Genomic DNA, 22,213 nt, shown 5'->3' with positions numbered 1-22,213 from the left:
CCGTCACGAGCTGCCCCACGGGTGTAACTCCGGCTACCTACCGTCGATCGGCGTGAGCAGACGCGTCGTGGTGATCGGACACGGGATGGTCGGTGCCCGGTTCGCCGAGGAGGTGCGGCGCCGGGATCCCAACGGGAGGCTCGTGCGCCTGACCGTCCTCGGCGCGGAGCCGCGGCCGGCGTACAACCGGGTGCTGTTGTCCACCGTGCTTGGCGGCGGCCTGTCGGCGCGGGCGGTGCAGCTGCACCCGCCGGGCTGGGCGGCGCGGCACCGCGTGGACCTGCGCATCGGCGTCACGGTGAAGTCGATCGACCGCGCCGAGCGGGTCGTGCACTGCTCGGACGGTGCGGTGGAGCGCTACGACGAGCTGGTGCTCGCCACCGGCAGCCGGGCCTGGCTGCCGCCGATGGAGGGGCTCGCCGACAAGAGCGTCGTCACCTTCCGCGACCTGGACGACTGCGAGCGGATCCTGGAGCTGGCCCGCCCCGGTGCGCGGTTCGCCGTGCTCGGGGGTGGGCTGCTGGGCTGCGAGGCCGCGCGCGGGCTGGCCGGGCGCGGGGTGCGGGTGACGCTCGTGCACCCGATGTCGCACCTCATGGAGCGCCAGCTCGACCCGGGAGCGGGCGAGGTGCTGGCCGCCGCGATGACGCGCCTGGGCATCGACGTCCGGCTCGGCTTCCGGGCGGCCGCGTGGGAACCCGACTTCGGGGTGCGCGGTGCCGACGGCGACCTCGTCGCGGCCGACGCCCTCGTCGTCGCGGCCGGTGTGCGCGCCGAGACCGCACTCGCCTCGGACGCCGGGATCGCCGTCGACCGCGGTGTGCTGGTGGACGACCGCCTCGCCACCTCCGACGGGCGGGTGCACGCCATCGGCGACTGCGCCCAGCACCCGGGCACGCCTGCGGGCCTCGTTCAGCCGGGGTGGGAGCAGGCCGCGGTGCTGGCCGACCTGATCACGGGGACGAACCCGGCGGCCCGCTACGGCGGCACCCGCGCCGTCACCCGGCTCAAGGCGCGCGACGTGGACCTCGCGACGGTCGGTGACCCCGCGGTGCTGGCCGAGGCGGGCGCGGAGGTGCTGCGCTTCGCCGACCCGTCCGGTGGCCGCTACGCCACCCTCGCGCTGCACGGCGACCGCGTGGTCGGCGGCGCCATGATCGGCCTGCCCGAGGCGGCCGCGTCCATGATCCAGTACTACGACACCGGGCAGCCCGCGCCCACCGACCGGCTCGGGCTGCTCTTCGGCCGCGCGCTGCCCGGCGCGCCCGAGACGGCCGACCCGGGCCGGTTGCCCGCGTCCGCCGTCGTCTGCCGCTGCAACACGGTCACGAAGGGTGCCCTGGTCGCCGCGTGGCGCGCCGGGAACACGGACGTCCCCGCCCTGAGCCGGGCCACCCGCGCCGGCACCGGCTGTGGCAGCTGCGGCGACACCGTGCGCGGCATCTGTTCGTGGCTCGCCGAGAGCGACCCCCCGACGCTGACCCCCGTCCCCGAGGAGGGAGCCGCGTGAAGGAACTCGTTGTTGTCGGCAACGGCATGGTCGGGCACCGGTTGGTGCAGGCGATGCGCGACCGCGATACGGCGGGCACCTGGCGGATCACGGTGCTGGGCGAGGAGACCCGCCCCGCGTACGACCGCGTCGCCCTGTCGTCCTACGTCGACGGCAAGACCGCCGAGGACCTGACGCTGCCGGAAGTTGCAGACCCCCTGGTGCGGCTGCACCTGGGGGATGCCGCGGTCGCGCTGGACCGGGACGCGCGCGTCGTGCGCACGGCGTCCGGCCGGGAGCTGCCCTACGACGCGCTCGTGCTCGCCACCGGTTCGGTGCCGTTCGTGCCGCCGGTGCCGGGGCGCGACCTGCCCGGCTGCTTCGTCTACCGCACCCTCGACGACCTGGACGCGATCATGGCCGCCGCCGAGCGGGCCGTGTCGGCGGCCCGTCCCGGGCGGCGCTCGGCCGTGGTGGTCGGCGGTGGGCTGCTCGGGCTGGAGGCCGCGCGGGCGCTGCGGCTGCTCGGCCTGTCGCCGCAGGTCGTCGAGATCGCGCCCCGGCTCATGCCGGTGCAGGTCGACGAGGGCGGCGGCGCGCTGCTGCGGCGGCTCGTCGAGTCAGAGGACCTGCAGGTGCGCTGCGGGGTGTCCGTCACGGGCATCGGCGAGGACCGCGGTCGCCTGATCGCGTCGTTGTCCGACGGGATCGAGCTCGACGCGGACGTCGTCGTCTTCTCCGCGGGTATCCGCCCCGCCGACGGGCTGGCCCGCGCGGCCGGGCTGCCGGTCGGGGAGCGCGGCGGCGTCCTGGTCAACACCGCCTGCCGCACGCCCGACCCCCACGTCTGGGCCGTCGGCGAGGTGGCAGCGCTGGAGGGCCGCACGTACGGGCTGGTCGCGCCCGGATACGCGATGGCCGAGGTGGTGGCCGACCGGCTGCTCGGCGGCGAGGCCACGATGACGCCTGCCGAGCTGGACATGTCGACGCAGCTGAAGATGCTCGGCGTCGACGTCGCGAGCTTCGGCGACGCGCTGGGCCGCACGCCGGGCGCGCTGGAGGTCGTCGTCAACGACCCGGTGGCGGGCACCTACGCCAAGCTCGTCGTGAGCGACGACGCGAAGACGCTGCTCGGCGGGGTGCTCGTCGGCGACGCCTCGAAGTACGCGACGCTCCGGCCCCTGGTGGGCTCGCCACTTCCGGCCGACCCGGTCGCGATGATCGCTCCCGGTGGCGTGGAGCTCGGTGCCGACGCCCTCCCGGACTCCGCCCAGATCTGCTCGTGCAACGCCGTGACGAAGGGCGCGTTGCGGGAGGCGATCTGCGGTGGCGCGCACGACGTGCCCGCGCTCAAGGCCTGCACCAGGGCCGGCACCAGCTGCGGGTCCTGCGTCCCGCTGCTCAAGACGCTGCTCGCCCAGGAGGGCGTCGAGGTCTCGAAGGCGCTGTGCGAGCACTTCGCGGTGTCCCGCGCCGAGCTGTTCGAGATCATCGCCGGGACCGGGATCCGCACGTTCTCCGAGCTGATCGCGCAGCACGGCACCGGCCGCGGCTGCGACATCTGCAAGCCCGCGGTGGCGTCGATCCTCGCCTCGCTCGGCTCGGGGCACGTGCTCTCCGCCGAGCAGGCCGCGCTGCAGGACACGAACGACCACTTCCTGGCGAACCTGCAGCGCAACGGCACCTACTCGGTGGTGCCGCGCATCCCGGGTGGGGAGATCACGCCGGAGGGGCTCATCGTGATCGGCGAGGTGGCCCGCGACTTCGGGCTCTACACGAAGATCACCGGCGGCCAGCGGATCGACCTGTTCGGCGCGCGCGTCGAGCAGCTGCCGGCGATCTGGCGCCGCCTCGTCGACGCGGGCTTCGAGTCGGGCCACGCGTACGGCAAGGCGCTGCGCACGGTGAAGTCGTGCGTCGGGACCACGTGGTGCCGCTACGGCCAGCAGGACTCGGTGGGCCTCGCCGTCGCGCTGGAGCTGCGCTACCGGGGTCTCCGGGCCCCGCACAAGATCAAGTCCGGGGTGTCGGGCTGCGCCCGCGAGTGCGCGGAGGCCCGGTCCAAGGACTTCGGGGTGATCGCCACCGAGACCGGCTGGAACCTCTACGTCGGCGGCAACGGCGGCTTCACGCCCCGGCACGCCGAGCTGATCGCGTCCGACGTCGACACCGACACCCTGATCACGTTGATCGACCGGTTCCTCATGTTCTACATCCGCACGGCCGACCGGCTGCAGCGCACGGCGTCCTGGATCGAGGCGATGGACGGCGGGCTCGACCACCTGCGCGCCGTGATCGTCGACGACTCGCTCGGCATCTGCTCCGACCTCGAGGCGGCGATGGAGAAGCACGTGGAGGGATACGCCGACGAGTGGCGCGGCGTGCTGGAGGACCCGGAGAAGCTCGAGCGGTTCGTGTCCTTCGTGAACGCTCCGGAGACACCGGACCCCACGATCTCCTTCGTCACGGAACGCGGGCAGCCGGTGCCCGTCACGCTCGGCCTTCCGGGGGTGCGCGCATGACAGCCGAAATGATCGACCTTCGCTGGGAGACCGTCTGCCTGGTGGACCGGTTGCTGCCCGAGCGCGGGGCCGCCGCCCTGCTCGCGGCAGGCGGTGAACCCGTGCAGGTGGCCCTGTTCCGGTTGGCCGACGGCACGATTCACGCGGTCGGCAACGTCGACCCCTTCTCCGGGGCGGCCGTGCTCTCGCGTGGCATCGTGGGCGACCGCGGAGGCGTACCCATCGTGGCCTCGCCCGTGTTCAAGCAGGCGTTCAGCCTGGTCACCGGACAGTGCCTGGACGATCCCGCCGTCCAGGTGCCGGTGTACCCCGTGCGCGTCGCCGACGGGTGGCTGCAGGTCGGGCTGCCGTGACCGCCGCCGTGACCACCCCGGGCGTCACCGCGGTGCCGCCGCTGGCCGGGTTCACGGTCGGGGTCACCGCCGCGCGCCGGGCCGAGGAGCTGGGCACGATGCTGGAGCGGCGCGGGGCGGTCGTGCAGCAGGGACCCGCGTTGCGGATCGTCCCCCTCGCCGACGACACCGAGCTCGCGGACGCCACGCGCGGGCTGATCGCCCGGCCGCCGGACGTCACAGTGGCCACCACCGGGATCGGGTTCCGCGGATGGGTCGAGGCCGCCGACGGCTGGGGGATCGCGGAGGACCTGCTCGCCGCGCTCGGCTCCGGCAAGCTGCTCGCCCGCGGTCCGAAGGCCCGTGGTGCCATCCGGGCGTCCGGGCTGGTGGACGCCTGGTCGCCGGCCTCCGAGTCGTCCGCCGAGGTGCTCGACCACCTCCTCGACATGGGGGTCGACGGCCTGCGCATCGCGGTGCAGCTGCATGGCGAGCCGCTGCCCGACGTCGTCGAGGCGCTGAGGATGGCGGGCGCCGAGGTGGTCGAGGTGCCGGTGTACCGCTGGCTGCCACCCGCCGACCTCGGGCCGCTGGACCGGCTGATCGACTCCGTTCTCTGCGGTGGGATCGACGTGCTCGCGTTCACCAGCGCGCCCGCCGCGGCGAGCCTGCTGGCCCGCGCGGACGAGCGGGGCGTCCGCGGCTCCATGCTGGACGCGCTGCGCGGACCCGTGCTCGCGCTGTGCGTCGGACCGGTCACCGCGGCTCCGCTCGAGGCCCTCGACGTCCCCACCCTGCAGCCGCAGCGCTCCCGGCTCGGTGCGATGGTGCGCCAGCTGGAGTCCGAGCTGCCGGCCCGAGCCCGCCGCCTGCCGGTAGCCGGGCACCTGTTGGAGCTGCGCGGGCACGCCGTGCTCGTCGACGGTGAGCTGCGCACGGTGCCGCCCGCCGGGATGGCACTGCTGCGGGCGCTGGCGCGCCGGCCCGGCCGGGTCGTCTCGCGCCCCGAGCTGTTGCGGGCCCTGCCCGGTGGCAGCGGCGACGAGCACGCCGTCGAGACGGCGATGGCCCGGCTGCGCGGCTCGCTCGGGCGGCCGAAGCTCGTGCAGACCGTCGTCAAGCGCGGTTACCGGCTCGCCCTCGACCCCGGCGCCGGACCGGGCTCGGCAGGCGGCCACTGCGTGCACGGGGCGGTGCGGTGAACCTGCTCCTCGTCGCGCACGGCACGCGGGACCCGGCCGGGGCCGTTGTCACCGAACGGGTGGCCGCGCAGGCCGAGCGGCAGCTGGGCATGCGCGTGCGCGCCTGCTACGCCGACGTGCGGGGTCCCACCCCGGGCGAGGCGCTGGCCGACCTGCCCGGCCCGACCGTCGCCGTGCCCGCCTTCCTGGCCGCCGGCTACCACGTCCGCGCCGACGTGCCCGACCAGCTGCGCCTGACCGGCCGCCGCGACGTCGTGCTCGCCGGCGCCTTCGGCCCCGACCCCGTGCTCGTCGCGGCCGCGGCCGAGCGCCTCGCCGAGGCGGGCGCCCGACCCGGCGACGCGGTGGTGCTCGCGGTCGCCGCGTCGAGCGACCCGCACGCGCAGGCCGACGGCGCCCGGGCCGCCCGGCGGCTCGGACGGCTGCTCGGCAGGCCCGTCACCCTCGCTCCCATCGTGCTCGGTGACCGGCCCGGCGTGGCCGAGGTCGTGTCCCGGCTGCGGGCCGGGGGTGCGCGCCGGGTGGCGGTCGCCTCGTGGCTGCTGGCTCCGGGCCTGTTCCAGCGCAACCTGGACCGCTGCGGCGCCGACGTGGTGGCCGCCCCGCTGTCCGACCACGGGGCGGTCCTGGACGTGCTGGCGTCCCGGTACAGGTCTGCGCAGGCCGCCCGGTCCCTCCCCGCCTGACGTCAGCGGCCGCGCAGCTCGCGGGGGAGGCGGCCGTCCACCATCAGGATCCCCTCCGCCCGCAGGCGCGCGCTCTGCTCCTCCGCGATGTGCGGGGCGCAGGAGCCGTCGGCGCGCAGCACCCGGTGCCAGGGCAGGTCGTGCCCGTCCTCGGCGAGGATCCGGCCGACCAGTCGGGGCGAGCGCAGGCCGACGCGCTCGGCGATCTCGCCGTAGCTCGCCGTCTCGCCGGGCGGGATCGCCCGCACCGCGTCCCGCACCCGCTCCACGGTCTCCTCGTCCATCCCGATCCTCTCAGCCGGCGAGGAACGCGCGCACCAGCTGCGCGACCTCGGCCGTCCTCTCCAGGAAGAGCAGGTGGCCCGCGTCGACCTCCGTGACGGTGAGGGCCTCGCCCAGCTCGGCACGGCAGGCCGCAACCCACGCAGGATCGACGAAGCCGCCCCTGGTGGCCGGCAGCAGCAGCGTGCGGGTGCCCGCGGGCGGGGGCACCGCGGGGCGGGCCATCTCGCTCCACGCGACGACGGCGGCGGACTGGCAGTAGCGGTAGCGGAAGCGGTCGCCGTCCGCGACGAGGTGCTCGGCGAGCTCGGCCTCCACGCGGTCGGCCGGCAGGCCCTCCCAGCGCTGCGCGCGGTCGGCGCGGGCGGTGTCGAGGTCGGGGAACGACTCGTCGGCCCGCGTCGCCTCGGCCTGCTCCAGCATGCGCTGGGTGTCGAGCCCGAGCGCCGGGTCGAGCAGCACCAGCCGCTCCACGCGCTCGGGAGCGGTGTGGGCGAGGTGCACGGCGATCGCGCCGCCGAACGAGTGCCCGATCACCGGGACGCGGTCCAGGCCGAGCCCGTCCAGCACGCCGAGGACGTCCGCGACGTGCTGCTCGATCCGCCACGGCGGGACCCATGGGGAGCGGCCGTGCCCGCGCAGGTCCACGGCGTGCACCCGGACGCCGGGGAGCTCCTCGGCGAGGACCTGGTAGCGGGCTCCGTGCGCGGTGACGCCGTGCATCGCGAGCACCGGCTGCCCGTTGGCGGGACCGAACGAGTGGACGTGGAGGGGAAGCTCGGTCACGGGCCGATCCTGCCAGCCGGGCGCGGGTGGTGTCGGGGGTGCGTGGTTGCATCGTCCCGTGCTCCGCTCCGATGCCCGCCCCGATCGCGCCGCGCTCGCGCCCGGGTTGGTGCGGCGCGCGCGGGCGGCGGCCGCCGAGCCCGAGTGGGACACCGCTGCGCGCCGGGTGCTCGAGCACGTCGCCGGGCCGCTGCGTGTCGTCGGCGGGCCGGGCACGGGCAAGACCACGGTCCTGCTGGCCGCCGTGGCGCGGCGGATCAGGGCGGGGGACGACCCGGAGCGCACCCTCGTGCTGGTCGGGAGCAGGCGGGCGGCGGCGGAGCTGCGCGAACGGATCGTCGACCTCGCCCACGACCCGCACTCCGAGCGCACCACCCGAGAGCCGCTGGTGCGCACCGTGCACTCCTACGCGTTCGGGGTGCTGCGGCTGCACGCCGCCCGCAACGGCGACCCGCCGCCGCGCCTGCTCGCCAGCGCCGAGCAGGACGCCGTGGTGCGCGACCTGCTCGGCGGCGAGCTCGCCGGGCCGGAGGGCGGCGGGGTGCCCGACTCGGGCTGGGGTGAGCGGCTGCGTCCGGCGCTCGGGCTGCCGGGATTCGCGGCCGAGCTGCGCGAGCTGCTCCTGCGAGCGGCGGAGCGCGGGCTCGGGCCGGGCGAGCTCGCCGAGCTGGGGCGCCGGCACGGCGTGCCGGAGTGGGTGGCGTCCGGCCGGTTCTTCCGCACGTACGAGCACGTCATCCTGCTGCGCGGGGCCGCAGGCCGGGGGGCGCCGCAGGCCACCGCGCCCGCGCTCGACGCCGCGGAGCTCGTGGCGGCCGCGCTCGACGCGCTCGCCGCCGACCGGGACCTGCTCGCGGCCGAGCGCGAGCGGGTGCGCCACCTCGTCGTCGACGACGCGCAGGACCTCGACCCGCAGCAGATGGAGCTGGTCCGGGTGCTGGGCGCCACGGCGCAGACAGTGCTGCTCGCAGGCGACCCCGACCAGGCCGTCCTCAACTTCCGGGGCGCCGACCCGGAGGGCCTGCGGGCCGTGGAGGCCCCCACGGTGGTGCTGCCGGTCGACCACCGGGGTGCGCCCGCGGTCCGGGAGGCCGTCGGCAGGCTCGCGGCGCGGCTGCCCGGCACCGGCCCCGGCCGGGAGCGCGTGGCACCACCGGGCGATCCGGAGGTCCCCGGCGACGTCCATGTGAAGGTGTTCGGGTCGGCGGCCCAGGAGGCCGGGTGGATCGCCGACCAGCTGCGGCGCGCCCACCTCAACCGGGGTGTGCCGTGGTCGCGGATGGCGGTGCTGGCCCGCTCCACCCGCCGCACGCTGCCCACCCTGCGGCGCGCGCTGCTGGCCGCGGGCGTGCCCATCGCGGCCCCGCCCGACGAGCTGCCGCTCGCCCGCCAGCCCGCGGTCGTCCCGCTGCTCCTCGTGCTGCGCTGCGCCACCCGGCCGGACGAGATCGACGCCGACGCAGCGGGCGCGCTGCTCACGTCCCCGCTGGGATCGGCCGACCCGATGCGCATGCGGCGGTTGCGCCGTGGGCTGCTGCGGCTGCACGCCGGCACCCGGCCCGCCGGCGAGCCGGAGGACGCCGAGCGCGCGGGCAGCGACCCGCTGCTCGTCCAGGTGCTGCGGGCGGCGGCGCTCGGGCGTCCCGACCCACTCGTCGCGCTGCCCCCGCACGAGGCGGCGCCGCTGCGGCGCGTCGCCACGTTGCTCGCGATCGCCGGCGACGCCGCCCGCGACGGCGAGAGCGCCGAGGAGGTGCTCTGGCGGGTGTGGCAGGCCAGCGGGCTCGGACCGCGGCTGCGCGACGCGAGCGGGCGCGGCGGGCCGGTGGGCGCCGCGGCCGACCGCGACCTCGACGCCGTGCTCGCGCTGTTCGACGCGGCCGCGCGCTACGCCGACCGCCTGCCCGGCGCGGCCGTCGCGAGCTTCGTCGAGTACCTGGCCGACCAGCAGCTGCCGGGCGACTCGCTCGCGCCGCGCGCCCCGCAGGGCGATGCCGTGTCGCTGCTCACCGCCCACGCGGCGAGGGGGCGCGAGTGGGACGTCGTGGCCGTGCCCGCGGTGCAGGAGGGCAGCTGGCCGGACCTGCGCCTGCGCGGCAGCCTGCTGGGCAACGAGCGGCTCGTCGACCTCGTCGCGGGGGTCTCCGAACCCACCGTGTCGCGGGTGGCGCCGCTGCTCGCCGAGGAGCGGCGGCTGTTCTACGTGGCGTGCTCGCGAGCGCGGCACTCGCTGCTCGTGAGCGCTGTGCAGGGTGAGGACGAGCAGCCGTCCCGCTTCCTCGACGAGCTGGACCCGGTGCCCGCCACCAGCGCCGACCGGCCGGTCCACCGGCCGGGGCGTTCCCTGGTGCTCGCCGAGCTGGTGGGGGAGCTGCGCCGGGCGGTGTGCAGCCCGGCGGACGACGCGGCGGGGGAGGAGCGCAGGCGGCGCGCCGCGGTGCAGCTCGCGCGGCTGGCCGAGGCGGGCGTGCCTGGCGCCCATCCCGACGACTGGTACGGGCTGGCCCCCGTGTCCACCGAAGCCCCGCTGCGCGCGCCGGGTGAGGTCGTGCCGGTGTCTCCGTCGGACGTCGAGAAGATCGTCCGCTGCCCGCTGCGCTGGGTGCTGGAGCGCCACGGCGGCGGCGACGTGGGCGCGCTGGCGGCCGTCACCGGCTCGCTGGTGCACGCCCTGGTGCAGGCCAGCGCGGCCGGCGCCGACCCGGCGGAGCTGGAGGGGGCGTTGCGCACCGCGTGGTCACGGCTCGACGCGGGCGCGCCGTGGTACGGCCGCCGCGAGCTGGAACGGGTGCAGGGCATGCTGGCCGCGTTCGAGGGATGGGTGCGCAGCAGCCGGGCCGAGGGGCTGCGGCTGGTGGCCGTCGAGCAGGCCGTGCAGCTCGACCTCGTCGGCGACGAGCCGGGCGAGCTGGGGGAGCGCGCCGGCCGCTCCGGTGGGCCGTGGCTGCGGATCCGCGGGCGCGTCGACCGGCTGGAGGTCGACGCGGAGGGCCGGCCCGTCGTGATCGACGTGAAGACGGGCAAGACCGCGATCAGCGCCCGTGCGGCGGCCGAGCACCCGCAGCTGGCCGTCTACCAGCTGGCGGCGGCGCTCGGGGCGTTCGGCGAGCTGCTCGAGCCGGGCACCAGGCCGGGCGGCGCCCGGCTCGTGTACGTGGCGGACCAGAAGGCCGACGGGCAGGCGAAGGAGCCCGTGCAGCCCCCGCTCGGCGACGCCGAGCTGGCTGCGTGGGAGAAGGTCGTGCGGCAGTGCGCGGAGGACACCTCCGACGGCCAGTTCATCGCCCGGGTCGGACCCGACTGCGACCGCTGCCCGGTTCGCACCAGTTGCCCGCTGAGCGCGTCGGGGCGTCCGGTCACGGACGCGTGATCTACCCGGTCGCAACGCGGTGTGCACGGTGGATCCGCAGTTCAGGGGATGGATCACTCCGGGGGAGGGCGTTCTGTCCGGTTCCGGGACGCGGTAACGTCTGCCGGGTACACCGGCGCTCCCCAAGCGGCTCCCCCACCGGTGTGCAGGTCGAGGAGGCAGACATGTCCCGGAGGCCGGGGCGGGCGCGATCGCTTCTGGTCTGCGCCGTGCTGTTGCTGTCTGCGGGTTGTGCCGGGGCGGCCGGTTCCACGGGTGAGCCGGACCTCCTGCAGGCGCTGCCCGCTCCTGCGCCCGCGCCCACCGCGGTGCCCACCCCGCTGGCCGGCCGGAACGCGTCCGCTGCCAACACCGGGCGGGACGCATCGGGGGTGAGCTGGAAGCCGGTCCACAGCTTCGACTTCGACGGGTCCACGCTCGACCCGAACGCCTGGGGCCGCTACAACAGCGTCGGCGGCTTCGGCAACGGGTTGCGCCGCCCGTCCGCGATCGGCGTCGAGAACGGCATGTTGCGGATCACCGCCCGGGACAACGTGACCGGCGGCATGGCGCACCGCGTCGACCAGCTCTACGGGCGCTGGGAGTTCCGGGCCCGCACCGAGAAGGGGCGCGGTTTCGGCGCCGCGATCCTGCTCTGGCCCAAGACCGAGAACAAGGACGACGGCGAGCTGGACATGATGGAGTCGCCGCGTGAGGACCGCGGTGAGGCCCACTTCGTCATCCACTTCTCGGCCCAGAACAAGACGGCCGGCACCAAGATCACCGGCGACTTCAGCCAGTGGCACACGTTCGCGATGGACTGGCTGCCCAACCGGATCACCTGGTACGTCGACGGCGTCAAGCAGTTCGAGACGTTCGACAAGAACGTGATCCCGAAGGTGCCGATGCACCTCACGATCCAGCTCGACCAGGGCCCCTACGAGGAGTGGATCCCAGCGCCCGACGCCACCACGCCCGAGGAGATCAGGCTGTGGGTCGACTGGGTGAAGATCTTCGCCGCTCCGCGCGAGGCGAAGCGCTGACGCAGGCGCCGCACGCGGTCGGGTAGAACCTTCCAGGTGGAGCTCACCCCCGCGGCGCTGGCGACCGCCCTCGGCCTGCCGCGGCCCACCGACGAGCAGGCCGCCGTGATCGCCGCTCCGCCGGGGCCCGCGCTCGTCGTGGCCGGGGCCGGAGCGGGCAAGACCGAGACGATGGCCGCGCGCGTGGTGTGGCTCGTCGCCACCGGCCAGGTGCTGCCCGAGCAGGTGCTCGGCCTGACGTTCACGCGGAAAGCGGCCCAGCAGCTCGGGGCCCGCGTGCGGGCGCGGCTGCGCCGCCTGGCCGGCACGCGCCTCCTCGACGACCTGGACCCGAGCGGCGGCCGCCGCGCGGAGGTGCTCGCCGGGGAGCCCACGATCGCGACCTACCACGCCTACGCCGGGCGTCTGGTCGGCGAGCACGCCCTGCGCCTCCCCGCCGAGCCGGCGGCGCGCCTGCTGGGGCAGACGGCGTCGTGGCAGCTCGCCCACCGCGTCGTCACCACGTGGGCCCACGACCTGGACGTCGACCTCGTGCCGGCCACCGTCACCGAGCGGCTGCTCGCGCTGGCGGGTGAGCTGGGCGAGCACCTCGTCGACCCGGAGGCGGTGCGCCGCCACGCCGACGCGCTGGTCGCCGTCCTCGCCGCGGCGCCACCCGGCAAGCGGCAGCGCGCCGAACCGTCGCAGACCTACAAGCGGTGGATGGACTCCCAGCGCCAGCGGCAGGCGCTCCTGCCGCTCGTCGAGGCGTTCGCGGCGCGCAAGCGGTCCGAGCGGGCGGTCGACTTCGGCGACCAGCTGACGATCGCGGCGCGGGTGGCCGCGGAGCACCCCGAGGTCGGCGCCGCCGAGCGCGCCACGTACCGGGCGGTGCTGCTCGACGAGTACCAGGACACCGGGCACGCGCAGCGGGTGCTGCTGCGGTCGCTGTTCGGTACCCCGCCCGGCGAACCGGTCCGGCCCGACGACCCGACCGTGACCGCGGTGGGCGACCCGAACCAGTCGATCTACGGCTGGCGCGGCGCGAGCGCCGGCAACCTGGCCCGCTTCCGCACCGACTTCCCCGGCCCGCAGGGCCGCCCGGCCCCCGAGTACGGCCTGCTCACGAGCTTCCGCAACCCGCCGGAGGTGTTGGCGCTCGCCAACGCGGCCTCGGCCCCGCTGCGCGCCGCGCCGGGTGCGGTGGGCGTCGGTGAGCTGACGGCCGGGCCCGGCGCCCGCACCGGCGACGTCCGCGTCGCATTGCTGCCGGATGTCGCAGGAGAGATCGCGTGGATGGCCGACGCGATCGCGGATCGGTGGAACGCCGCCGCGCGGAGCGACAGCGGAGAGCGCATCAGCGCTGACGAGCCGCCCACGTCGGCGGTGCTCGTGCGGCGCCGGGCCGACATGGACCCGATCGCCGCCGCGCTGCGGGCCCGTGGCCTGCCGGTGGAGGTCGTCGGCCTGGGCGGTCTGCTCGACACCCCTGAGGTGCGCGACCTCGTCAGCGCGCTGCGCCTGGTGTCCGATCCGCTGGCCGGCCCGGCCGCCGTCCGGCTGCTCACCGGAGCGCGCTGGCGGCTCGGGGTCGCCGACCTCGCCGCGCTGTGGCAGCGCGCCCGCGAGATCGTGCCCGGCCTGCCGCCCCGGCCGGGGCCGCTCTCGCCCGCCGACCTCGCCCTCGGCGCGCTGCCCGGCGAGCAGGCCGAGCAGGCCGGCCTCGTCGACGCACTCGACGACCCGGGCGAGCCGGAGCGCTACTCGCGGCCGGGCTACGCACGCATCACCCGGCTCGCCAGGGAGCTGGGGTGGCTGCGGTCGCGCGCGTCGGCGCCGCTCACCGACCTGGTGGCCGACGCGGAGCGCGTGCTGCTGCTGGACGCCGAGACATCGGCCCGTCCCGGCCCGGTCGGGCGGGCCCACCTGGACGCGTTCGCCGACGTGGTGGCCGACTTCGCCGCAGGCGCCGAGGTGGCGACGCTCCCGGCGCTGCTGGACTTCCTCGAGACCGCCGAGCGGGCCGAGGACGGGCTCACCCCTGGCGAGGTGGAGGTGGCGCCCGACCGCGTGCAGGTGCTCACCGTGCACGCGGCGAAGGGCCTCGAATGGGAGGTCGTGGCCGTCCCGCACCTGGTGGCGCAGGTTTTCCCGGGCCGCAAGCTCAGCGGCACCTGGCTCACCAACCCCACCGAGCTGCCGGTTGCGCTGCGCGGCGACGCCGACGACCTGCCCGCCCTCGACCTGCCATCGGACTCACCCGACCGCAAACAGCTCGAGGACGCGATCAAGGCCCACTCCGAGGCCCTCGACGAACGGCGGCTCGCCGAGGAGCGCAGGCTGTTCTACGTCGCGCTCACCCGTTCCGAGCACGTCCTGCTCGTGTCCGGGCACCGCTGGGGCCCCGCGGGGGAGCGGCCGAAGCAGCCGTCGGACTTCCTGGTCGAGATCGCGGCCGTGCACGGCGCCGAGCAGTGGGCCGAGGAGCCCGGCCCGGACGACGTCAACCCGGCCACCCTCGACCAGCCCACCGCGCTCTGGCCGGCCGATCCGCTGGGTCCGCGGTCGGAGCACGTGCACGCAGGCGCGGGTCTCGTCCGGACGGCGCTGCGCGACCTCGCCGAGCGCCGGGCGGCGCAGGCGGAGGCCGCCGCGGAGCCGGGCGGCCAGATGGAGCTGCTGGCGTCCGAACCCCCGCAAGACCCGGAGCTCGACGACCCGGAGGGCTCTGACCCGGAGGGCTGGGCCGCGGACGTCGACGTGCTGCTCGCCGAGCGGGCCGCCGCCCGGGCCCGGCCATTGGTGGCGCTGCCGGTGCAGCTGTCGGTGAGCCAGCTCGTGGAGCTGGCTGCCGACCCGGCGGCGCTGGCCACCCGGCTGCGCCGCCCGCTCCCGCTGCCGCCCAACCCGCACGCCCGTCGCGGCACGGCCTTCCACGCCTGGCTGGAGCAGCGCTTCGGCGCCGCCCAGCTGCTCGACCTGGACGAGCTGCCGGGTGCCGCCGACGAGGGCGCCGCATCCGACGACGCCCTCGAGGAGCTGCAGGCGGCTTTCCTGGCGAGCGAGTGGGCCGACCGGCGGCCGGTCGAGGTGGAGGTGCCGTTCGAGACGGTGATCGCCGGGGTGGGCGTGCGCGGCCGGATGGACGCCGTCTACGCCGACCCGGACGGCGGCTGGACCGTGGTCGACTGGAAGACCGGCGCCCTGCCGGAGGAGGAGCGGATCCCGGCGCTCACGGTGCAGCTCGCGGCGTACCGGCTGGCGTGGGCGGCGCTGGCCGGCTGCGCGCCCGAGCTGGTGCGGGCGGCGTTCCACTTCGTGCGCCAGGACGTCACGCTGCGCCCGGCCGACCTGCTCGACGCCACCGGCCTGCGCGCCCTGCTGGCCTCGGTGCCGCTGGCCGGCTGACCTACGATCCTGCATCTTGTACTCCGACAAACTGCATCGCACAATGGAGATATCCCCGTTGGAGATAGCAGCTTCGAGGAGATCGACTTGAGCCTTTCGAACGTGTGGCTGCAGTTGCTCGACGGCAGCCTGGTCCGCGCCGACCAGGTCACCGAGATCACCTTGCACCAGACACCCGGTTTCGCCGGCAAGCCGTCGCGCTGGCTGCTCGACGTCGCCGTCGCCGTCCCGGTCGGCAGCGGGGACCAGAGCGGCTGGCGCACCGGGCCGCTGCACCGCACCCTCGTCCAGACCAACCGGTGCCCGCGCGAGGCCCCGGCCGCACTGGCCCGGCTGCTCGCCCGGCTCGACGCCGTCGACGCGGCGGGCATCATGCGCGCGGACATCTCGCGGGTGAACGCGGCCCCGCACCCGGAGCGCACGGTGGCCGCGGGTGAGGTCCATTTCGGGTTCACCGCCTTCACCGGCGGCTCCGACCCGGTGCCGTCCCTCGTCGACGGCGGTGGCCCGAGCGATCTGCGGGAGCTCACCTCCCGGGAACCGGCTTCCAGCGGCGCGCGCTGACCGGCTTTCGCCGATACCGGCCGACCGGTCCGCCTCGATGCACCGGAAGGCCGAGGACCACGACCGCAAGAAGCACCACCGCGGGAGGCAGATGACAGAAACCGACCGAACGACGAACGGAAGTGATCGGTGACGAACAACCTGGGCAGGCTGGACGACGAGGACTACCCGTCGGTCGCCATGGGGCAGGCCGCGGAGCTGCTCGGCGTCCAGCCCGCCTTCCTGCGCAGCCTCGACAACGCCGGCGTGCTGCGGCCGCACCGCACCGTCGGCGGGCACCGCCGCTACTCGCGTCGCCAGCTCGCGCTCGCGGCCCGGCTGCGCGAGCTGCTCGACGAGGGGCACTCCCTCGCCTCCGCCCGTGCCATCTGCGGGCTCGAGGACCAGCTCCGCGCCAGCGACGTCCGGCGGCGGGAGGCCGACGACGCGCTCGAGGACGCCCGAGCCGATCTGCGGGACCGCGACGACGAGCTGCAGCGCACCCGGGCCGAGCTGCGCGACGCCCGCAAGCAGATCATGAACCTGCGCGGCCGGGCGGCCGGTCCTGGATCAGCTCCGCGAGCTTCGTGATCGTGTTCCAGTTCCGCGCGGTGACGTCGACGGCCAGGCGCTGCTTGACGTACGGGCCGATGTCCGGCGCAGCCATCAGGCCGTCCGGGCACCACTGGTAGACGGCACGGTCCCCGACCCGGGCGCGGTCCGGGTCCTGCGGCACCGGCGGGTGCCCGGCGGCGAGCGCCGGGTCGATCGGTCGCACGTAGACGCAGACCATCATCCGCGAGCCGTTGTCGACCACGTCCGCGAAGGGGTTGCCCTCGACCACCGCCCGCAGCTCGTCCGCGGTGAGGACGGCGCAGCGCACCTCCATGCCCAGCTGCTCGCGGATGAGACCCTCGATCCGCTCGGCGTGGTCGGCCGGATCGGCGTCCTCGCCGGTCAGCACCACGTTGCCGCTGTTCAGGTGCGTGCGCACCGCCGTGTAGCCGGCGTCCTCCAGCAGGGAGCGCAGGTCGGCCATCGCCACGCGCTTCGCGCGACCGACGTTGATCCCACGCAGCAGCACGGCGTAGCGAGGCACGCCGCGCAGCGTAGGACCGGCCGCCGGACTCGCCGTGTCCGGACGGCCGACTCGCCGTGCCTGGACGTCGGACTCGCCGGGTTCGGGCGTCGTACTCGTCCGCGAGTCCGACGTTCCGGCCCGCTGGGTGCGGCGTTCCGCACGGGGTCAGGGCTCGCGGATCCAGCCGCGGGTCGTGCGGGTGAGCTCGCGGAAGCCCATCCGCCGCAGGAACGGCAGCTCGCCCGCGTCCTCCCCGGGCACCGTGTAGGCCAGCAGGCGGTCCGCCCGGGCCAGCCGGAGGCGGTCAGCGGCGTGCCCGACCAGCCAGGTGCCGATGCCGCGGCGCCGGTGGGCCGCGTCGACGTGCAGCTCCCACGCGTCCGCCCAGCCCGCGAGCCGCGAGCGGGTGCCGCCCGCGGTGAGGTCGGTCTGCACCTCGTGGATGCCCACCACGGCCCCGTCGAGCACCGCGCTGAACCGGGTGCCCCGACCGCCGAGCGCGATGTGCAGCTCCAGTTCGGGCAGGGGCGGGTCGCCGGGGCGCGGGAGGTCCGCGACGTCCGCCACGAGGATCGCCTCCGTCCGCCGCCCCGGCGTGAACCCGGCGCGGCGCAGCGCCGCGGCGACGTGCGGCCACACCTCCGGGATGCCGTACGTGGCGGGCGCGGGGAGCGAGCCGTCCCCGTGGACCCTCCGGACGCCCGCCCGTTCCAGCGCTGTGATCGCGGCGGCCGCGAGGGCGTCGGCGGCCTCGTCCGACCCCGGCCAGAAGAGCAGCCACAGGAACTCACCCGCGCCGCGGTGGTTCGGTGCGACGCGCTCCTCGTCGGCGAAGGTCCGCAGGTGGACGGCCGCGACGAGGCGGTCGTGCCGGATCGCGACGAGCGTGTGCCGGGTGGCCACCCACGGGTCCACGACGATCTCGTCGGGCTCGCGTTCCAGCTGGCTCAGCACGGCGTTGGGGGAGACGGACACCCCCGGCAACACGACCTCGACGTGGGCGTTGACCAGGTCGGTGAGCTGGTCGCGGTCGCTGCGGCGGAAGGGGCGGATCTCGATCGGAGGCACGGCGCATCCCGGGGTTCGCGAGGTGTGGGACGCCGCCACCGGTGCGGTACGCGAGCGACGCTACCCGATCTCGGCCTAGGGTTCACGGCCATGAGCGCGCGGATCGTGCTGTTCGGGGCCACCGGCTACACCGGCGCCCGCACGGCCGAGGCGATGGTCGGCAGGGGCTTGCGGCCGGTGCTCGCGGGGCGCGATCCCGCCCGGCTCGCGGCGCTCGCGCAGCGGCTCGGCGGGTTGGAGACCGCGGTCGCGCAGGTCACCGATCGGGCGTCGGTGGCAGCGCTCGTCGGCCGCGGTGACGTGCTGGTCAGCACGGTCGGCCCGTTCACGGAGCTGGGGGAGCCCGCGGTCGCGGCGGCGGTCGACGCGGGCGCGGTGTACCTCGACTCCACCGGCGAGCCGCCGTTCATCCGCGCGGTGCACGAGCGCTGGGGCCCGGCCGCCGAGCGCTCCGGCGCGGCGCTGCTCACCGCGTTCGGCAACGACTACGTGCCCGGCGTGCTGGCCGGGGCGCTCGCCCTGCGGGCCGCGGGGGAGGGCGCCGACCGGGTGGACGTCGGGTACTTCGTGAGCGGGCTCGGCAAGGGGCAGCCGTTCTCCCGGGGCACCCTGCGCTCGCTGTTCGGGATCGCCACCCAGCCCCTCTACGCCTGGCGGGACGGGGCGCTGCGCACCGAGCCGGCCGGGGCGCGCATGCGCACGTTCGACGTGGCGGGCCGGCCGCGCCCCGGTGTCACGATCGGCGCGAGCGAGCAGTTCGCGCTGCCGCGGATCGCGCCGGGCCTGCGCACGGTGGACGTCTACCTCGGCTGGTTCGGCCGGGCGAGCGGTGCCGTGCACGCGGGCGCGCGGATCTCCCCGCTGCTGTCCCGGGTGCCGTCCCGTGCGGTGGCGACCGTGGCCGACGTGCTCACCCGCCGGGTCCAGACCGACCCGGCCACCGATGCGCTCGCGGCGGCCCGGTCGCATTTCGTCGCCGAGGTCTTCGACGCCACCGGCACCCTGCTCGCCCGCACCCGGCTCACGGCACCCGAGCCGTACGCCATCACGGCCGACCTGCTCGCGTGGGGTGCGTGGCGCGCGGCGGAACACAGCGTGCACGGCAGCGGGGCGCTCGACGCGGTGGCGGCGTTCGGCCTGGACGAGGTGGTGGAAGGCGCGGCGCAGGCCGGGATCGTCGAAGAGCCCTGACGATCTTCGCCGCGACGGGCAGGTCGTCGCGCGGTACCCGAGCCCCGGCGGTTACTCTCCGCGCGTGGTGACGGATCTGGGTCGGGGGAACCACCGCCGGCCGTTCGCCGACCCGTCGCTGGTCGGCCTCGTTCGCATGCCGGAGACGGGTGGGAGCCCGGCGGTGGCGCTGCTGCGCCGCCTGCTCATCGCGCTCGGCGCACTGGTCGCCGCCGCGCTCGTCGTCTACGCGGGCGGCGACGGGTACGTCGACAACAACAGCGACACCCCGATCTCCCTGGGCGATGCGTTCTACTACGCCACCGTCTCGCTCTCCACCACCGGCTACGGCGACATCGTGCCCGTCACCCCCGAGGCGCGGCTGCTGACGACGATCGTCATCACGCCGCTGCGGCTGCTGTTCCTCATCGTGCTGGTCGGAACGACGGTGGAGCTGCTCACGGAGCGTTCCCGGCAGGCCGTTCGAATCGAGCGCTGGAGGTCCCGCGTGCGCAACCACACCGTCGTCGTCGGCTACGGCACCAAGGGTCGTGCCGCCGTCGAGACGCTGCTCGGCGACGGTGCCGAACCCTCGGACATCGTCGTGGTCGACACCGACCGCGCCCAGCTCGACGCCGCGTCCGCGCTCGGCCTCGTCACCGTCACGGGCAACGCCACGCGCTCCAGCGTGCTGCGGATCGCGGGTCTGCAGCAGGCGGCCGCGATCATCGTCGCCACCAACCGCGACGACACCGCCGTGCTCGTCACGCTGACCGCCCGCGAGCTCGCCCCTGAGGTCCGGATCGTGGCGTCGGTGCGCGAGTCGGAGAACGTGCACCTGCTGCGCCAGTCGGGGGCCAACTCGGTGATCGTCTCGGCGGAGACGGCCGGCCGCCTGCTCGGCATGGCCACCACCACGCCGAACATCGTCGAGGTGGTGGAGGACCTGCTCACGCCCGAGGCGGGTTTCGCGATCAGCGAGCGGCCGGTCGAGGAGTCCGAGGTGGGTGGCTCGCCGCGGCACCTCGCCGACATCGTGCTCGGCGTCGTGCGCGGTGACGACCTCTACCGCGTGGACGCCTCCGCCGTCGACGCCCTCGAGCGCGGCGACCGGCTGCTCTACATCCGCAAGGTCACCCTGCCCGACGAGGACTGACCCCCGAGGGCAGCGTCAGCTCGAACGCCGCGCCACGACCGGTCGGCGGGTCGACGCAACGCAGGTCGCCGCCGTGGGCGCGCGCGATGCCCCTGGCGATCGCGAGGCCGAGGCCGGCACCGCCGTCCTCGCCGCGGGCCTCGTCCAGCCGCACCAGGCGGTCGAAGATCCGCTCCCGGTCGGCGGGCGGGACGCCCGGCCCCTCGTCGGTGACGAGGACGCGGGCCGGGTCGCCGCCCGACACCGTGACGGTGACCGCGCCGGGGCCCGCGTGGCGGCGGGCGTTGTCGAGCAGGTTGCCCAGCACCTGCGCGAGCCGGGTGGCGTCACCGGGCACGGTGACGGGCTCGCCCCGCACCTCGACCTGCTGGTCGGGTGCCACGAGCTGCGCCCGTTCGGCCTCGGTGCCGGCGAGCTCCAGCAGGTCCACCGGCTCGCGGCGCAGCTCGAGGCCCGCGTCGAGGCGGGCGAGCACCAGCAGGTCGTCGACGAGCCGACCGGCCCGGCGGCTCTCGCGCAGCAGCAGCAGCTGCAGCCGCTCGCGGTCCTCGGTGGACATGCCAGGCGCGAGCGCCGCCTCCGCGACGGCCTGCACCCCGGCGATCGGGGTGCGCAGCTCGTGCGCGGCGTCGGCGACGAACCGCCGCGTCCTGGCCTCGGACGCCCGCGCGGTCGCCTCCGCGCCCTCCAGCTCGTCGAGCATCGCGTCGAACGCGGCTGCGGTGCGCCCCAGCTCGGTGTCGGTGCGCGTCGGCGCGAGGCGACGGCCGCGGTCGCCGCTGGTGATGGAGCGCGCCAGAGCCGTCATGGCGTCGAGCGGCGCCAGCGCGACGCGCGTGCTGAGCAGCATGACGATGCCGGCCACGGCCAGCGCCGCGATGCTGAGCACGATCAGCGTGCGCCGCAGCAGCGCCTGCGCGCCGCTCACGGGCCCGCCGCTCGCCACGAGCGTGAGCCGCGAGCCGTCGGCGAGGGGCTGTTCGAGGACCTGCGGGTTGCCGGGGTCCTCGTCGTCGTCCCACCAGTCGCGGTGGCCGGGCCCGATCGGCCTGCTGCGCCACGGCGGACCCCACCGCTCGTCGTCGTGGGGATCCCCGGCGAAGACGCGGCCGTCGGAGGCGACGACCTCGGCCCGGATCCCCGGCGCCTCCAGCCGCCGCGCCACCTCGTCGGCGGGTACGCCCTGGGCGACGAGCTGGCCGGCGAGCGTCGCGCGCACGTTCAGCTGCTGGCGCAGCTCCGAGCGGATCTGGGCGCTGAAGAAGACGTCGGTCAGGACGCCGACCACCAGCAGCACGGCGGCGAGCACGACGAGGCTGAGCACCGTGACCCGCCGCCGCAGCGAGACGGTGCGGAGCGGCGTCACGTCGGTGCCTCGTCGCCGTCGGCCCGCAGGACGTAGCCGAGGCCGCGCACCGTGTGCACCAGCCGCGGCTCGCCGAGCTTGCGGCGCAGCGCCGAGACGTGCACCTCCACGAGGTTGGGGTCGTAGTCGGTGTACCCCCACACCCGCGTGAGGATCTGGCCCTTGCTCACGACGCGGCCGCGCTGCGCGGCGAGGTAGTCGAGGAGGCGCAGCTCGGTGGCGGTGAGCTCCACCGGCACCCCGCGGCGCAGCACGGTGCCGGCAGCGGCGTCGACCACGAGGTCGCCCACCTCCACGGTGGTGGGCGTGCGGCCCATCCGGCGCAGCACCGCCGTGACGCGCGCGACCAGCTCGGCCAGCGCGAACGGCTTCACCACGTAGTCGTCGGCGCCACCGTGCAGGCCCCGCAACCGGTCGTCGACGGCGTCGCGGGCGGTGAGCATCACGACGCCCGCGTCGCTGTGGCGGCGCACGACGTCGAGCAGGGTGAAGCCGTCGCGGCCGGGCAGCATGACGTCGAGCACCACCAGGTCGGGCCGGAACGTCGCCAGGTCGTCCTCGAGGGTGCGCCCGTCCGGGCGGCCGGTGGCGCCGAACCCGGACTCGCCGAGACCGGCGACCACGGCGGTGCGGATCGCCTCGGCGTCCTCCACCACCAGCACGCGCGCGGTCACGCCGCCCATTCTCCAGGGCGTCCGCACCACCTGCCTGAAGATCGGCTGAAGGAGTCGTGGGACTTCAGGTCGCCTTC

The 22,213-nt window shown here is 75.8% G+C and carries 18 protein-coding genes; 12 read left to right on the top strand and 6 right to left on the bottom strand.

Annotation, left to right across the window (positions count from 1 at the left end):
- The first annotated feature begins 52 nt into the window (after positions 1-52).
- The 5 genes from FB388_RS28910 to FB388_RS28890 are packed head-to-tail and all read left to right on the top strand — an operon-like array spanning position 53 to position 6,231.
- On the top strand, positions 53-1,510 hold the full coding sequence (locus FB388_RS28910; RefSeq protein WP_281290487.1) for an FAD-dependent oxidoreductase: 1,458 nt from the start codon (positions 53-55) through the stop codon (positions 1,508-1,510).
- Positions 1,507-4,011 carry a nitrite reductase large subunit NirB gene (nirB, locus tag FB388_RS28905; protein ID WP_142105264.1) on the top strand — a complete coding sequence of 835 codons (2,505 nt, stop codon included), beginning with the start codon at positions 1,507-1,509 and terminating at the stop codon, positions 4,009-4,011. Before FB388_RS28910 ends, nirB begins: the two co-directional genes overlap by 4 nt.
- On the top strand, positions 4,008-4,364 hold the full coding sequence (gene nirD / locus FB388_RS28900) for a nitrite reductase small subunit NirD (RefSeq protein ID WP_142105263.1): 357 nt from the start codon (positions 4,008-4,010) through the stop codon (positions 4,362-4,364). The genes nirB and nirD overlap by 4 nt, the downstream gene beginning before the upstream one ends.
- Complete coding sequence (locus FB388_RS28895) at positions 4,361-5,545, top strand: uroporphyrinogen-III synthase (RefSeq protein WP_170225874.1); 1,185 nt, start codon at positions 4,361-4,363, stop codon at positions 5,543-5,545. Before nirD ends, FB388_RS28895 begins: the two co-directional genes overlap by 4 nt.
- Positions 5,542-6,231 (top strand): sirohydrochlorin chelatase, encoded by a 690-nt coding sequence (locus tag FB388_RS28890; RefSeq protein WP_211362257.1) that lies wholly within the window; start codon positions 5,542-5,544, stop codon positions 6,229-6,231. The genes FB388_RS28895 and FB388_RS28890 overlap by 4 nt, the downstream gene beginning before the upstream one ends.
- A 2-nt stretch (positions 6,232-6,233) precedes the next feature.
- On the opposite strand, the gene FB388_RS28885 is transcribed toward FB388_RS28890, so the two are convergent.
- Both FB388_RS28885 and FB388_RS28880 read right to left on the bottom strand, forming a co-directional pair.
- Positions 6,234-6,515, bottom strand: a complete 282-nt coding sequence (locus tag FB388_RS28885) for an MGMT family protein (protein ID WP_142105262.1) — start codon at positions 6,513-6,515, stop codon at positions 6,234-6,236.
- A 10-nt stretch (positions 6,516-6,525) separates the two neighbouring features.
- Positions 6,526-7,299, bottom strand: coding sequence for an alpha/beta fold hydrolase (locus FB388_RS28880; protein WP_246122477.1), 774 nt, complete (start codon positions 7,297-7,299; stop codon positions 6,526-6,528).
- Between the two features lie 58 nt (positions 7,300-7,357).
- Between FB388_RS28880 and FB388_RS28875 the strand changes: the two genes are divergently transcribed.
- The 5 genes from FB388_RS28875 (at position 7,358) to FB388_RS28855 (ending at position 16,212) form a co-directional block, all read left to right on the top strand.
- Positions 7,358-10,669: an ATP-dependent helicase gene (locus FB388_RS28875; RefSeq protein ID WP_425468577.1), complete on the top strand. Its 3,312-nt coding sequence runs from the start codon at positions 7,358-7,360 to the stop codon at positions 10,667-10,669.
- A 164-nt stretch (positions 10,670-10,833) separates the two neighbouring features.
- The gene (locus FB388_RS28870; protein WP_142105261.1) at positions 10,834-11,691 is read left to right on the top strand and encodes a glycoside hydrolase family 16 protein; all 858 of its coding nucleotides are present in this window, start codon (positions 10,834-10,836) and stop codon (positions 11,689-11,691) included.
- A 36-nt stretch (positions 11,692-11,727) separates the two neighbouring features.
- Positions 11,728-15,078: an ATP-dependent helicase gene (locus FB388_RS28865; RefSeq protein ID WP_142105260.1), complete on the top strand. Its 3,351-nt coding sequence runs from the start codon at positions 11,728-11,730 to the stop codon at positions 15,076-15,078.
- An 87-nt stretch (positions 15,079-15,165) separates the two neighbouring features.
- Positions 15,166-15,642 carry a hypothetical protein gene (locus FB388_RS40060; RefSeq protein ID WP_211362256.1) on the top strand — a complete coding sequence of 159 codons (477 nt, stop codon included), beginning with the start codon at positions 15,166-15,168 and terminating at the stop codon, positions 15,640-15,642.
- Positions 15,643-15,771: 129 nt separating this feature from the next.
- Positions 15,772-16,212, top strand: a complete 441-nt coding sequence (locus FB388_RS28855) for a helix-turn-helix domain-containing protein (RefSeq protein ID WP_342787936.1) — start codon at positions 15,772-15,774, stop codon at positions 16,210-16,212.
- Here the strand turns inward: FB388_RS28855 and FB388_RS28850 are convergent.
- Both FB388_RS28850 and FB388_RS28845 read right to left on the bottom strand, forming a co-directional pair.
- Positions 16,157-16,720, bottom strand: coding sequence for a DUF1697 domain-containing protein (locus FB388_RS28850; protein WP_142105259.1), 564 nt, complete (start codon positions 16,718-16,720; stop codon positions 16,157-16,159). The two genes, FB388_RS28855 and FB388_RS28850, sit on opposite strands and share 56 nt — an antisense overlap.
- A gap of 147 nt (positions 16,721-16,867) precedes the next feature.
- The gene (locus FB388_RS28845) at positions 16,868-17,770 is read right to left on the bottom strand and encodes a GNAT family N-acetyltransferase (RefSeq protein WP_211362255.1); all 903 of its coding nucleotides are present in this window, start codon (positions 17,768-17,770) and stop codon (positions 16,868-16,870) included.
- A gap of 90 nt (positions 17,771-17,860) precedes the next feature.
- Between FB388_RS28845 and FB388_RS28840 the strand changes: the two genes are divergently transcribed.
- Positions 17,861-18,961 carry a saccharopine dehydrogenase family protein gene (locus FB388_RS28840; RefSeq protein WP_142105258.1) on the top strand — a complete coding sequence of 367 codons (1,101 nt, stop codon included), beginning with the start codon at positions 17,861-17,863 and terminating at the stop codon, positions 18,959-18,961.
- A 136-nt stretch (positions 18,962-19,097) separates the two neighbouring features.
- A complete protein-coding gene (locus tag FB388_RS28835; protein WP_142106357.1) occupies positions 19,098-20,096 on the top strand; it encodes a potassium channel family protein in 999 nt (332 codons plus the stop codon).
- Here the strand turns inward: FB388_RS28835 and FB388_RS28830 are convergent.
- Both FB388_RS28830 and FB388_RS28825 read right to left on the bottom strand, forming a co-directional pair.
- Complete coding sequence (locus FB388_RS28830) at positions 20,074-21,462, bottom strand: sensor histidine kinase (RefSeq protein ID WP_142105257.1); 1,389 nt, start codon at positions 21,460-21,462, stop codon at positions 20,074-20,076. The two genes, FB388_RS28835 and FB388_RS28830, sit on opposite strands and share 23 nt — an antisense overlap.
- Complete coding sequence (locus tag FB388_RS28825; protein WP_142105256.1) at positions 21,459-22,145, bottom strand: response regulator transcription factor; 687 nt, start codon at positions 22,143-22,145, stop codon at positions 21,459-21,461. The genes FB388_RS28830 and FB388_RS28825 overlap by 4 nt, the downstream gene beginning before the upstream one ends.
- Between the last annotated feature and the right edge of the window lie 68 nt (positions 22,146-22,213).

The sequence above is a fragment of the Pseudonocardia cypriaca genome, assembly GCF_006717045.1.
Taxonomy (GTDB): Bacteria; Actinomycetota; Actinomycetes; order Mycobacteriales; family Pseudonocardiaceae; genus Pseudonocardia; species Pseudonocardia cypriaca.
This window is presented reverse-complemented; position numbering and strand designations above follow the sequence as displayed.

Coding starts and splice junctions, on each gene's coding strand:
- nirD (WP_142105263.1), top strand. CDS start 4,008: ATGACAGCCGAAATGATCGACCTTCGCTGGGAGACCGTCTGCCTGGTG.
- FB388_RS28885 (WP_142105262.1), bottom strand. CDS start 6,515: ATGGACGAGGAGACCGTGGAGCGGGTGCGGGACGCGGTGCGGGCGATC.
- FB388_RS28870 (WP_142105261.1), top strand. CDS start 10,834: ATGTCCCGGAGGCCGGGGCGGGCGCGATCGCTTCTGGTCTGCGCCGTG.
- FB388_RS28840 (WP_142105258.1), top strand. CDS start 17,861: ATGAGCGCGCGGATCGTGCTGTTCGGGGCCACCGGCTACACCGGCGCC.
- FB388_RS28835 (WP_142106357.1), top strand. CDS start 19,098: ATGCCGGAGACGGGTGGGAGCCCGGCGGTGGCGCTGCTGCGCCGCCTG.
- FB388_RS28825 (WP_142105256.1), bottom strand. CDS start 22,145: ATGGGCGGCGTGACCGCGCGCGTGCTGGTGGTGGAGGACGCCGAGGCG.